The organism is Endozoicomonas sp. ALC020 (assembly GCF_049275935.1).
Taxonomy (GTDB): domain Bacteria; phylum Pseudomonadota; class Gammaproteobacteria; order Pseudomonadales; family Endozoicomonadaceae; genus Endozoicomonas_A.
In genome coordinates, this window is record NZ_CP184830.1 from 2,321,189 (window position 1) to 2,334,543 (window position 13,355).

8 protein-coding genes are annotated in these 13,355 nt (G+C 46.1%); 2 read left to right on the forward strand and 6 right to left on the reverse strand.

What is annotated here, in order from left to right:
* Nucleotides 1-76: 76 nt before the first annotated feature.
* On the forward strand, nucleotides 77-1,822 hold the full coding sequence (locus ACOJUO_RS08115) for a hypothetical protein (RefSeq protein WP_422139480.1): 1,746 nt from the start codon (nucleotides 77-79) through the stop codon (nucleotides 1,820-1,822).
* 384 nt (nucleotides 1,823-2,206) lie between these two features.
* On the opposite strand, the gene ACOJUO_RS08120 is transcribed toward ACOJUO_RS08115, so the two are convergent.
* Nucleotides 2,207-2,689 (reverse strand): hypothetical protein, encoded by a 483-nt coding sequence (locus ACOJUO_RS08120; RefSeq protein WP_422139481.1) that lies wholly within the window; start codon nucleotides 2,687-2,689, stop codon nucleotides 2,207-2,209.
* Nucleotides 2,690-3,895: 1,206 nt separating this feature from the next.
* Here ACOJUO_RS08120 and ACOJUO_RS08125 point away from each other — a divergent pair.
* Nucleotides 3,896-5,950, forward strand: a complete 2,055-nt coding sequence (locus ACOJUO_RS08125) for a hypothetical protein (protein ID WP_422139482.1) — start codon at nucleotides 3,896-3,898, stop codon at nucleotides 5,948-5,950.
* 87 nt (nucleotides 5,951-6,037) lie between these two features.
* On the opposite strand, the gene ACOJUO_RS08130 is transcribed toward ACOJUO_RS08125, so the two are convergent.
* From ACOJUO_RS08130 to ACOJUO_RS08150, 5 genes are all read right to left on the reverse strand, one after another.
* Complete coding sequence (locus tag ACOJUO_RS08130) at nucleotides 6,038-6,811, reverse strand: metal ABC transporter permease (RefSeq protein ID WP_422139483.1); 774 nt, start codon at nucleotides 6,809-6,811, stop codon at nucleotides 6,038-6,040.
* Nucleotides 6,811-7,728, reverse strand: coding sequence for a metal ABC transporter substrate-binding protein (locus tag ACOJUO_RS08135; RefSeq protein ID WP_422136236.1), 918 nt, complete (start codon nucleotides 7,726-7,728; stop codon nucleotides 6,811-6,813). The genes ACOJUO_RS08130 and ACOJUO_RS08135 overlap by 1 nt, the downstream gene beginning before the upstream one ends.
* Nucleotides 7,709-8,947 (reverse strand): hypothetical protein, encoded by a 1,239-nt coding sequence (locus ACOJUO_RS08140; RefSeq protein ID WP_422139484.1) that lies wholly within the window; start codon nucleotides 8,945-8,947, stop codon nucleotides 7,709-7,711. The genes ACOJUO_RS08135 and ACOJUO_RS08140 overlap by 20 nt, the downstream gene beginning before the upstream one ends.
* Before the next feature lie 219 nt (nucleotides 8,948-9,166).
* A complete protein-coding gene (locus ACOJUO_RS08145; RefSeq protein ID WP_422139485.1) occupies nucleotides 9,167-11,260 on the reverse strand; it encodes an AsmA family protein in 2,094 nt (697 codons plus the stop codon).
* Nucleotides 11,261-11,368: 108 nt separating this feature from the next.
* Complete coding sequence (locus ACOJUO_RS08150; RefSeq protein ID WP_422139486.1) at nucleotides 11,369-13,111, reverse strand: SPOR domain-containing protein; 1,743 nt, start codon at nucleotides 13,109-13,111, stop codon at nucleotides 11,369-11,371.
* Nucleotides 13,112-13,355 lie beyond the last annotated feature (244 nt).

Below are 13,355 nucleotides of genomic sequence, written 5' to 3' on the forward strand. Positions count from 1 at the left end.
TTCCCACTGGGTTACTTCTGATGATTGTGAAGCCATAAATGTAGCCAGAGTCAACGGGACGTTTACCGCTGAGGAAGTGGTTGAGCGTTTCCGGACTAGCATTGAAAACCTTATACATTCAGTGATATACAAAAAAATCACAAGTGAAGGCTATGCATTCTTTCAAGTAGACGAATTAACAGAGATTTTTATCGACTTTATTTTATTTCAGGAAGGTCTGGTCCATGATCGGCGTTTTAATGATGAAAGCAGCCCAGATAAATACCTGATGGGTAAAACCATGAGCCAGGATCGGGCTGAAGAGATAGAGTCTTACCTGAATGCTATTTTTACCGAATGGGCAACAGAGGAATCAAAAGCTTATTGCCCTAGAACGCTTTATAGTCTGGAGGACATGCTGGTTGATTATCTTAAAAAAAAGGAAAACGAACTGGATGATGTTAACCCAAAGATTGTGTCTTTTGATAACTCTTGGCATAAAATCAGGTTCGAGAAATTGCTTAAGCAGATATACCCATTTTTTCAAAATCTTCTTAATGGAACAGGCTTTTTTTCTGAGTTCTGTATTGTCTTTCAATTTTTCGTGAAATTCAGGCAGGAACTGGTTGAAAGTGCGCGTGAACCTTGCAGAACTAGCAAGTTAACCATTGGTCTGCGTGAGAACAGAAGTCATATGAGAGAGTATTTTAATCGACATGTTATGGATGTTATTTTTTCCAGGCGCTGTGATGCTATTGTCAATGCAATGTTTGATGACTCCTGTTTTGGGGGTGACAATGAAGCGAAGCCGTCAAACAGATTAAACCTTAAATTGGGTGAAGAGCTTGAATATGATGTTAAAAATGAAGATTCCGATACAGAGGGTCGGCTTTGTCATATTTTTTCATCTCTACTAAAAGAAACAGGGATGAGTAGTCGCACTATCACTGACAGACGTGGTGTACGCCATGGTTTTGATGATCGCTTTACCGTAGTCTCTTTTTATGACACGTCGGCGTGGTTTGAAATAAATTGCACGCCTTACCATCCTGATGATGAACGCGCGAAATTATCTTTTGAGAAGGTGATTGAAGTGATTGATACAATGCGTAACTCAGGATTGATTGACTATAGCTCCGGGCATAAACACGTCGATGCCTTGAGTGCTACTCAGGGTGATACTGGTGTACTTCTGGCGATGGAGTCTGAGGTCCAGCGAAATCCTTTTTTGCTGAGGGCGTTTGGAAATAATGATCGTATCCTGCAGAGAAATGAAGCGAAATGGTACAAAACATTTGCTGATTACAATCCAGACATGAAACCATTTGCCGTAGAGCGGTTAAACAGGATCATTGAACGATACAATAAAAAAATAGAAGAAAATTATATTGAAAAGCCAAACCATAAAGGGGGCACTCATTCGGAAAAAAAAGAGAGGCTTGAGGAATTTGCACGTTTTTATAGCCAGCTTGTTCATATGACGACTATTGATCCCGAAATAATGGGAAAGTACACGGCTATGTCTTTGTTGCATATTACCGGAGCACGCGGAGTCAACAGGTTATCAACGCTGGAGTTTCGTTTTTTCCGTTGTCCGAAAACGGTACAGGAAATTGAGTTGATTAACCAATTTTTACATGCCTGGTTTGGCTACATTCATCAATGCAGGGAGGATAAAATCCCTTTGCAGCCTGTCCCTGAAGATATTAAATCCTGCAAAGACTATACGGCAGAGGAAGTTCAGCTTAAAACCATTGAATACCTCAGTAAATTAGGGCTGAATCCGGAGGAGTATCGCTGCTTTTGGGGTGAAGTAAGGGATATTCCGTCAGCGACCGATTGAATGTAAAACTCAGGTTATGAGCTTTAAAGTCAGTTTTAACGCTGGCGTGGGGGTTATTGGCTCCCAACCCCTTCATTTATTCCATCTCTGCTGAATCATTCCATCTCGATCAACAGCCTTACGTAGTGGGTCAGCGATTCAATTGATAGTGGTGATGCGTTTTATAAGATCAGCAATTTGTTAACAACAGCTTTGCGTAATAACAGGCGACACCGTAGCGAGGACGGCAGTTAGTTGAGGATGAAAATTTGGTTTCGTGAGGAGAATAGAGAACTATTTGACGAACAAAAGCAGATTTTCAGACCAATTTGCTGCCGCCACCGACTGCATGGATGCTGGAGCTAGAGCAACGCAGGAGCAGTTGCCACGCAGGGCAGTCTATTCTCAGTCAGTCTCCTTGCGATCATAACTGACCCAGACTTTAATTTTGTTGCTATCGGTATTGTCAATCCATACTAATCCGTTTGGATCTGCACCTTCGTCTACCCTTGCACGGGGATCCTTGCCAATCTCTTTCTCCCACCAAAGTCGAGCCGATCTCCCGGAATGATCTTTGCTTTTCACCTCGAACAGCTGTGCAGCGCCCGACAATTCGCTACAGTAACTCGTATCCAGGTAATGAATATTCATAGTTTGTCCGTTCTCATAGCCCGGAATCGTCTGAATATACTGCGGCAAGACATAGTCAACGCACATCCCCGATGAATCCCACTTTGCCGTAACTACATAGGGATCCTTATCAGTCCCGATTTTCTGTAAGAATTCTATTTGCCTGATACCATCGGAGAAAGCATCCAGGGGAAATAGTAAGAACACAACCATCAACAACGCTGGCATAAAGCTTTGGCTTGTCTTTTGCGTCAACATAATCGAACCTACTGCCGTGTAACGACAATAGTTATACTAGGACACTCTGGTGTTTTTGCTAGGAGCCTGACCGAGAATAGACTGCCCTACTGCGGCGGCAGCAAATTGGTCTGAAAATCCGCTTTTGTTCGTCAAATAGCTCGCTATTCTCCTCACAAAACCGAATTTTCATCCTCAATTTTCTGCCGTCCTCGCTACGGGCGCTATTCTCGGTCAGGCTCCTAGGGGCGTTCTTATCCAACCGACTGAACAGATAAAAACATCAGTAGCCTCACCGGAAAGACACCTGAAAGTGATCTAGAGTATGGCGTTTAGCTTTGTTATGACCCGCACAGTACTCAGAGATGAACAATGGGATAATGGGATCGGGTCAAAGACATGCTGTCGTGTAAAGTCTTCGACCCCGGACCAACAGCTGACAACAGGTTATTCATTGAGTCGATTCTCTGGTTTGCTGGTACCGGAGCACCTTGGTAGACATGCCTGAAGAGTTCGGTGATTGGCACAATATATATAACCGATTCAGTCGCTGGAGCTTGAAAGGAATATGGAATCAAGTTTTTGAAGAACTGACTCATGGTTGCGTACATGGTACCTGTAACTTTTAAACCGTCTTTTAGACACTGTGTTCAAAGGGATGTCGACAGGTTGCCATTCTCTTGCAGTAATAAATGGCGCACGCATCAAGCGATTGAAGTAAGGCAGTGCGGCGATTCTGTTCAATCGGGGGCTGTTAATGCGGCTTTTGTTGAGAGGCACAGGGGGCGGTGGTGCTGGCTTCGGCTACTAATCGTCTGATACAGTCCTTAACTGCCAGTAGTCAGCAAACTAATTCTGAACTTGAACTCGTTAGAAATGAGTTGCGACAGCAAAAAAACTCAGCTTGATAACTTAACAATCGCTTTCTGTTCAATGTTTATTTTTGGGCTTGTTGTATTATATTGTGTTCGGAGATGAGGGGTGGCGCCTGCAACTATATGGGAATGCTTTAGATAGCAGCATCACGATCTGGTTAGCATGACAACATCAGTAAATTGATTGTCTGGTTAGATAAGAGCGCTCCCTGATTTTGGGGTGAAGTAGCTCATCAGCCTCATGCAGCGGATCGGCGTTGAGTAATATGAATTATCGTTCTGGAACTTTTTCAAGAATTAATAGTCTAAATCTACATAGCTAAGAAATCAAATACGTTCAATGGAGTGAACAATGAATATAAATTCTAACAGAACAGATGCTTGCGGACTTTATGAAAGCAGTCCTGATGAAAAGAATGATGATTGTTTTGATTCAGAACAGAAAGTATTTAAAAGTTTTTCAAGAAATTTGCAGTTTGATGATGAATCCTTTGCACAGGTAAATAAGATAAGCAGGCTTGGCTCTATTGCGCCAGGTTGCAGTCACCAGATCGTCAATCAGACTATTCCCGAGCGAAAAGTTTCCCATTGCGTTACTACGGATAGTGCTGAGGTAATGAATGTAGCCAGAGTCAGCGAGAAGTTTACAGCTGAGGCAGTGGCTGGGCATTTTAGAAATACTATTGAAAACCTCATACATACACTGAGATACAACGTAATCGAAAAAGAAAGCTGTAGAGGTGATCAAAGAGACGAATTAATAGGGATTTTTATCGATTTTATTTTATACCAGGAGGGGCTTGTCCATGATCGATGTTTTACTGTTGAAAGCAGCCCTGATAAATACGTGGCGGGTAAAACCATTAGCTTGGGGCGGGTTGAGGAGATAGAGTCTTTCCTGACTACTATTTTTACCGAAGGGGCAGCAGCGGAATCAAAAAGAGATTTGCGTGGATTATGTTATAGTCTGGTGGACATGTTAGTTGATTATCTCAACAAAAAAAAGAATCTATCGGACGATGTGACTCCATATATTGGGTATTGCAATCATAAATTTACCTACCAGCAATTAATGAAGGATATATTTCCATTTTTCGAAACCCTTTTTGCTTCAAGAGGCCTTTTTTCTGAGCTGGGTATTATCTTTGATTTTGCTGTGAAATTCAGGCAGACAATTATTGATAGTGGTTCTGGAGATTACAAAGACAGAAACTTGTTAACCATTGCTTTACGCAGAAACAAAAGTGATTTAAGAGAGTTTTTTAATCGAGATGTTATGGATTTTATTTTTTTGCGGCGCTGTGATGGCATTGTCGATACCCTGTTTGATAACTGCTCTTTACCGAATGACAATGGAGTGGATTTGGCAAACAGACCAAACCTTAAATTTGGTGAAGAGCTTGAATATGATCTAAAAGATGATTGTTCTCTTCGTTATGGTGATCATCGTAAGATTTTTTTATCTCGATTATCAGAAAAAAAGTTAACTGATCAAGGTACTGACGTACAACGTCGTGTACGCTATGGATTTAACAGTAAATTTACAGTGATCCCTTTTTATGACTCACGGCGGTGGTTTGAAATAAACTGCACGCCTTATCATTCTGATGATCAACTCGCGGAGTTATCTTTTGAGAAGGTGATTGAAGTAACTGATTCAATGCGAAACGAAGGATTCATTGATTATAGCTCCGGACATAAACACGTCGATGCGATGAGTGCTACTCAGGGTGACACTGGTGTGCTTCTGGCGATGGAATCTGAGATCCAGCGAAATCCTTTTCTATTGAGGGCGTTTGGAAATAATGATCGAATCTTACAGCAGGATGAAGCTAAATGGTATAAAACATTTGCTGATTATAATCCAGACACAAAACCATTTGCCGTAAAGCGGTTAAATAGAATTGTTGACCGTTACAATAAAAGAATAGAAGAAAATCATACTGAAAAAACAAGCCATAAAGCGAGCACTGATTCGGAAAAAAAAGACAGGCTTGATCAATTTGCCCATTTTTATAGCCAACTTGTTCATATGACGACCATACAAATGGGGCTAGGTCCAATTGGTAATTATTGTATGGAAAAGTATATGGCTATGTCTTTATTGCATATTACCGGAGCAGAAAAAGTCGAGAAGTTATCAACACTGGAATTTCGGTTTTTCCGTTGCCCGAAAACGGTACAGGAAATTAAGTTGATTAACCAATTTTTACAGGCCTGGTTTGGCTACCTTCATCAGTGCAGAAAGGATAAAATTCCTTTGCAGTCTGTGCCTGAAGATATTAAGTCCTCCAAAGACTATACGGCAGCTGAAGTTCAGCTTAAAACCATAGATTACCTCAGGAAATTAGGGCTGAATCCGAAGGATTATCGCTGTTTTTGGGGCGAAGTACGGGATCTTCCGTAAGTGGCCTTATTTATGCCGACCTCAGGTTATGGGCTAAAAAGTCAGGCTACCAGAAGGTGAGTCCTTCTGGCGCTTTTTCATTGGCTATCAGCGCCTGCTCAATACTCTGAACAGTACACAGACAGTCGTCAAACTGACGACAATTGTTGCTCCACCAGGAAAGTCATAAAGACTCGATAGCACCAATCCCAGAATCACACCTGCTAATCCTGCCAGATAGCCGAAAGCAAGAGCTTTCTTTCCAGACAACTGATTGACAGCCAGAGCGGGCATAATCAAGGCGCTGAATACCAGATAGACACCCACCATTTTGACGCTCAGTGTGACCATCAGGGCAAAGAGCGGGTAAAAAAGTCTGCCATCAAGGATTTCTGGTCTCATGATTGTCACTGCAAGAAAAGCCAAACTTGCCAATCCCGGAACCACCATGTCCTGCCAGCCAAGCCAGAGGATATGACCGTTCAGGGCTCTGGAAATATGCTCCGCGCCTTGGGGATCACTGGACATAAGAAGAGTGATAGAAGCAGCAGAGACCACATAAATGCAGCCAATAATCGCTTCCAGCTCTTTCTCTGAGTATTTGGCCAGCCATGCAATCAGGCCAGCACCACCAATGGAAAAGGCAAAGGGCATTAAAGCTCCTAATCCTGCGGAGCCATCGTGGGGAACATGACGGTGAGCCTGTGTCATCGTCAGGATATGAGCGACGATGGCACCCATAGCCGCGACCTGGGCAATAGCCAGATCCATGAAGACAATACCACGCTTCAGAACCTGTCTTCCCAGGACCAGGTGTGTACTGAAAACAATGATGCCTGCCACCAGGGCAGGCATCATGATTGCAAGAAGAGCCCATTCCATTATGAATCTTCCGGTTTGCCTGTCACTTTCAGCAGCTTTTGAATGAGATCGTCATACAAGCTGATCAGGTCTTTACTCTGTTTGCTGCCACCGACCGTCATCGGCAACTCTGTGGCGGGCACACCGGCTTTCTGACTTAACCAGTCCGCACCTTTTTTGTCCTGATAGGAGGCGTACACGACGGCATCGATAGACGTCTTTTTAGAAAGCTCCAACAAGGATGCCAGGTGTCTGGTTGAAGGTGGCAGACCAGGTTTGGGTTCCAGGTCACCAACAACATTCACACCCAGCCACTCCAGCAGATAGTCAAAGTTGCTGTGATAGGTCACCAGGTTTTTACCTTTCAGTGGAGCGGCTTCCTTTTCCCAGCGCTTGATATTGGTCTCCCAGACTTCTGAGAATTTTTTTGCGTTTGCCAGATATTCATCCCTGTTCCCCGGGTCAAGCTCTGCCATGCGTTCTGCCAGGGCCAGGGCGATTTTCTGCAGTCGATAAGGATCAAGATGCAGGTGAGGGTTTCCTTCCGGATGAACATCGCCCATGGTTGGATCTACTTTTTCAAGCTTACCGATGGTCTCTACCTGATCAGCAGCAAAGAACAGCCCTTTGTCTCCGGTCTGAATTTTTGGGTTGGCTGACTTCATTTGCAGAACCGGCAGCCAGCCGGTTTCCAGCTCAGCACCTGAGCAAACGACTATGTCTGCCTTTCTTATTTTCGAGATCAGTCCCGGACGAGCCTGAATGTGGTGAGGGTCCTGTCGGGCCGTTGTTGCCGTGTAAACCTTTGTATCAGTAGCGAGCTCTTCAGACAATGCAGCCCACTCAGGCTCACAGGCAAATACGGTCAATGCTCCATGACTGGATGCTGGAAAGGCCAGAGCGGATGCCAGCAACAGTTTAGAAAGTGTGCGCATCATGAGCTCCAAGGGACATAACATACTGAAGGGTTACGATGTTGTTGGTGTTTTCGAAACCGTCACCTGTCTGATGAGTGTACTGCAGTCTGACTGTGGAGAAGTGAGAGTGGCTCCAGGACACCATAAGTTCAGTTTCTTGCAGCTTCTTCTCGTCGAAATGGTCCTCGTGGGCTTCGAAGCCCCTGAACTCCCCGTAACGAGCACCCACTGCCCACTGAGGCGTCATCTTATAAACGCCACTCAGGTAGAAGCCTTTATTCTTTTCATTACCCTCAAAGGTGTCGCTGAGATCCTGTGTTTGCAGATATTCCCCTGTCAGGGTCAGGCTGCGGTACTTGAAGTTACCATCAGGAGCCCACTTCCATACGGCATCGGCAATATAGGTGTTCTTGCCGGTAAATTGGGCGTTATGAGAGTGGCTGTGGCCCTCATCTTCTTCATGTCCGTGATCTTCATCGTCTTCGTGCTCATGGTCATGATTGCTGATGCTGGCGCCGTTGTCATTTCTGAGATAGCTCAGACCCAGCTGCCAGCTGTGCTCTTCATTAAAATCACCACCAATTTTGGTGAAGGCGGTGTAGACTCCCACTGATTTTGGATCGGTTAAATCTGCAGCCTGCATCTTTTTACCACTAAAAGCTTCGGTACCGATCGTCCAGAACGTATCGGTAGGCATTACATAACTCAGGCGTACACCGTCGTCATAGTAGTGTGACCCCAGCATTGCCCGGTAAGCGGCAGGCCTTTCAACAAATGAATCCGTGTGAGCGTGCTGACTATTCAGGTAGCCGATGTCAGACAGAAATCGACCAACGCGAACACTAAAACCGCCAGGCAGAGCCAGAGTCTGGATAAATGCCTCTTCTGTTTCGAACTCGGTTTCGCCGTCGTGATCATGCACAACACCGGTGAACTTGCCGTAGAAAAGATCATCAATAGCCGCACTGACACCCAGTTCAATATGACCCAGACCAAAGCCCTTTTCATATTCGCTGAGAGCGCTGTCAGCTGACTTGTAATGGCCGTCCAGAATAAGGCTGAAATTTGGACTGAATCCTTCAGCATGAACAGTTGCGGTGGCTGACGCTGCTAGCAGAATCAGCGCTTTTGCCATTTGGCTGTAAGCTGATCTTTTGCGGATAGCTCCTTTAAAGGGAGTAACTTTGGTTGCTGGAGAGTGGAAGTCAGTAAAAATAATCGGCGGGTTGACTGCAGGCACAGAAGGCTCCTAGTGTGAAAATGCTCAATGCGTTGGGTGATATAAAGCTAGTCAATGCTTGTTATTTTGTAAATGTTATAACATAACGATTTGCATTCTCAAGTTCTATTACTTCTGTGAATCCACCTTCGGCTGACAGCTTCTCGCATTCCCCCCCACTGATACCGACACGGATGAGCGGGGGGCAATAGAGCAGGAAGCATTGGAAAAACGGTTTTTTTATTTGAAAAGACCTTTCAGGGCATCTTTCAGGTGTCCGGCTTTCTTCTCAATCTCTTTTTCCACACGCTTTTTCACTTCTTGTCTGGCCAGTGAAGCAATGGTGTCGGCCAGACGTTTGGTATCAATACCACACTCCTGCTGTCCCAGCTTGCCTTGACAACGAACCGGCCAGGCGACATTGACGTAGTCTTCGTTGACCTCGCAGGCTGGGTCACTATCGGGAGCACGGTCGCCACTGATGTTCAGGCCGACATGAAAATCCATAGTCTGTTTGACCAGATTGATATCGCCGTCACCCTTGAGATTCAGGTTGGTCAGAGCAGCAGTCAAATCCTTATTGCTGGCTACCCCGTTGCTGATGGTGAAACTGCCTCCGAGCTGGGTGAACCGGGTGGTATGACCCCAGTCTTTTTTCTGCAGATCTTTCTTGCGTATTCTGGCAATTCCCTCACACACCATCTTGTCAAAGTTGGCCTCCGTAAAGGCTCCCTTATCGACATTGAAGTCAACCTTTCCGTTCAGGTTACTGATCAGGACACTCTGAAGCTGGCCATGGGTTGTCAGGTTCATGTCTGCATTGACCTTACCTTCAATGGATTTCAAAGCCGGTATGGGCTGAGCCAGAGCCTGCAGATTTATAGCGTTCAGATCTGCTGTTGTCTGAATTTCAGGATTACCCTGTTTGCGAACATCCAGCTTGCCGTCCAGATCAATGGTGCCCTCGTAGAAGCCGGAAGCCAGCTTGATATCTTGTTGTCCGTTCAGGGCTGTAAGCTGGACTGAAGGCTTGTTAAAAGTGAGTTTTGCCACGGTCAGGGAAGCCAGTTCCAGAGAGCCTTTGACGTTCAGAGGACGCAGGGAGTCTTCCGGAATCAGTGGCAGCGCCTGGTTGGGCTGAAGCTCTTTCACAGTACCTGACGCAAAGGTCGGAGGCTCTGTGCTCTGCACACCTTCAGACTTGCCTTTTGATTCTTCTTTGGTCTCTGTCTGTTCGGAGGCAGGTGGCAGGTAGCGATCCAGGTTCAGGTCACCGCCCTTGAACTGAAAAGTCATGTCCTGTTGTTGCAGGTTTCCGATTTTGAAGAAACCATCCAGATTGAAACCATCAAGCGTCAGATCCAGTTTGTCTGCAGAGAAGCTTTTACCATCGGTGTTAAAGCTGCTCTTGAAAGCCAGCTGGGTCATTGCCCCGGGATCTGCCATGGGGGGAAGCAGGATCTTGATCTCTTTCAGAAACTTGCCTGGATTGAACTGTGTGACATCCAGGTGGCCTTTCACCATCAACGGTTGTTGCTGAACGTTCAGGGCGCCGACAATTTGCAGGGTTTCGGTGCTTGTCCCGACAAGATTATCTGCTGCCGGGTTGGCCGATATTTTGAGATCCTGCAGATCATAGGTGCCCTCTTTGAGGCTGAACTTCAGAACACCCGTGATGCCAGTCATCAGTGTCAGATCGGGTTCACTGCTCTTGATACGAGCTTTCAGATTAAAGTCAAAAGGCTCATTGTTGCGAATTGCCCCGGTTTCCAACCCGGCCTGATCAACCAGGTAGGTTTTACCTGTGCTCTCGTCGTCATAACGGATCACCAGTCCTTCAACACTGACATTGGCAATATCCAATTCCAGAGGTGTAGATTCGGTGGTACCTTCGGGCGATACAACTGTTGTGGTCTCTGTTGCAACAGGCTCGCTACCTGTTTTTCTGGAAACCTCCCAGTTGCCCTGGCCGGACTCGTTCCTGACCAGATTAAGATCCAGCCCTATCAGCCTGGCTGTTTGCATTTCTACTTTTTTGCTTAACAAAGGTAGCAGCTTAACACTGACTTCCGCTGTCCCCAGTCTGGCCAGCTCGGAGTTGTCTGCCCCTTTAACATTCACCTGTTCAAGGGAAAGTCCCAGCCAGGGAAAGACCGACCAGCCAATAGGGCCGTCAATCGTGAGCGTCAAACCAGTATTGTCGTAAACCATTTTGGAAATGTCATCCCGGTAATTGTTGGGATCTATCACTTTCGGAAGAATCAGGGCAGCAGCAACAACAAGAATTATGATGCCAGCCACCAAAAAGGCGATGAGTTTAATTGCACGGTTCATTGGAGACCTCGGGATCTCTGGGTACAAAATATTGTTATTCCTTGGTCAGGATAGTGTACCGCAAGTGTTTGAGGAGTTGGTAAGGGGGGTGAAAATATTGTCCCCCCCCTAACTTTCCCGGGCCTGTAGTTTCTTGAGGGATTTTACCGAGCGGGTCCAGGGGTAGAGGACCTGGACAGCGTCTTTCAGTTGAGGTGAATTGAGAACAGCCAGAGCTTCTTTACTGCTGGTGAACTGACCTTGCAAAAGGACATACCAGTCTTTCTGGTTTTTTCGGTATCGCGCCGTAACTGCAGACTTCAATTCCGGGAATCGTTTTTTCAGCTTCTCAATGGCTTCTGGCTTGTTGGCTGAAAACCACTGAATGGTATAGCTGTTTCCCGGCCCACTGATGATTGTCCCTTGCGGTTGAGTAACCTTTCGGGAGGTTATCTGCTGAGTCTTTTCTGACTTCCCTGTAATGAGACTTTGTAGTTCATTAACCGATCGGACTCTGGGGGAGAGGCGTATAGAAATACGGGCCAGCTCCGGGCTGGAAAGTGCTCTGTTAGCCTGATCTTTGCTGGTATAGGGAGGACCCACGAGTAAAAACCAGTCCTGATATCCTTTCCGATAGTGGATGATCTGGGTGTCACTCAACTGTGCATACCGCCTGCGGACTCTTTCGAGCGTATCTCTTCGGGTTCCAGCCAGCCACTGGATAGCATAACTGTGCCGGGAAGCTTTGAGAATGTCATGTCTGGTCGGTTGCTGGTACTCTCTGGCTTCTTTTGGACGACGATATTCGTTGGTCTCTTCCTGGACCGAATACGTTGAATAACCCTCATTCAGGTAGCTCTGCTGGTAGTGCAGTTTTGTCTGAAAGTCCTCCTTTTCAGGAGTCGTCCGGGTATAACGCTGCGAACGAGGAGCACTGTAGTTCAAATCCATTGGTTCTTTATAAGGCTCGGACTGATAGGACGAGTGAAATGGTGGCTCAGATGTCTGCTGAGAATCGACGTTGTAATCCCGATGGGTTTCTTGTTGCTGCAATTTTGGATAGGCGGGAGCGATACTGGCAAACAATCGATTATTGTCCGGCTTTACAGGATTATTGTAGGCATAACGCTGTTCGTTCAGTGGCTGTGAGGGGTCACCGGGATCTCTGAGTTCACCTGGCATAATCAGGTTGAGCTTCTGAATGCTGGCCAGAGACCGTGTCCAGGGATAGAGTTTGTCGGTCAGCAACAACCGGGGAGGACTGTTGAGGGCTGTCATTGCTGACTGGCTATCTTTGAATGGTCCGTCCAGCAATAAAAACCAATCTTTGTTTTTGCGCTGATAGCGGACAATCGTCGCTTGCTGCAGGACCGGGAAACGACGCTGTAGATCCCTTAATGGTTCTTCGGTATGGGTTGCGAGCCACTGGATAACAAAACTCCCATGTTCCGAGCCCATTAGTTCGTTGACTCTCTGCCGGAGTTGTTGTTCTGGAGTCGTCTGTTGATAGGTGTAGGAGTAGTTGTTACCCTGCCGAGGATAGTCCGGCTGCACAAACTCCTGTTTGAACTGGTTGTCTGGCTCCGCTTTGACAGGCTCATAGTGCTGCTGAGAAATAGTTTCCGGGTACCCGTTATTTCTATTTGAAGCAGAATAAGCAGCGGTTTCCAGAGATTGTTCGTAACGATCTGTCTGGCTGCTTCGGCATAGCCAGTCGCTGTTCTGATCGGAGCGACAATCCCATGATGAACTCAGTGTCAAGGGTTTTGGAGGCAATAAAAGGGCATCCGCCGAAAAAGCGGTGAGTGTTGCCAGGGTAGCAACAACTCCGAGCCTGATGTTTTTTTCCATAAACAGCACTCGAGCTGACATGAATCAGATCCTTCTGATCATTGCTTTTAACAAATCAGGTTTGAAAAATAATTGCAAGTCTTGTGTTGAATTAATTTTTCAGTCGCCAAGTGTTGTCTGGCTCATCGAACAGCAAGCAATGACCCCGGGAAATGTTCAACCCTCGCTATGGTGCGGCAGTTCAGCGACTAATATGGTGGTGAGGTTGTTTGCGTGACTCTGCCTGGGGAAAATCGGCCTCTGCCGCCTGAATACGTTGGGAACG

Coding starts and splice junctions, on each gene's coding strand:
- ACOJUO_RS08120 (WP_422139481.1), bottom strand. CDS start 2,689: ATGTTGACGCAAAAGACAAGCCAAAGCTTTATGCCAGCGTTGTTGATG.
- ACOJUO_RS08150 (WP_422139486.1), bottom strand. CDS start 13,111: ATGTCAGCTCGAGTGCTGTTTATGGAAAAAAACATCAGGCTCGGAGTT.
- ACOJUO_RS08145 (WP_422139485.1), bottom strand. CDS start 11,260: ATGAACCGTGCAATTAAACTCATCGCCTTTTTGGTGGCTGGCATCATA.
- ACOJUO_RS08135 (WP_422136236.1), bottom strand. CDS start 7,728: ATGATGCGCACACTTTCTAAACTGTTGCTGGCATCCGCTCTGGCCTTT.
- ACOJUO_RS08125 (WP_422139482.1), top strand. CDS start 3,896: ATGAATATAAATTCTAACAGAACAGATGCTTGCGGACTTTATGAAAGC.
- ACOJUO_RS08130 (WP_422139483.1), bottom strand. CDS start 6,811: ATGGAATGGGCTCTTCTTGCAATCATGATGCCTGCCCTGGTGGCAGGC.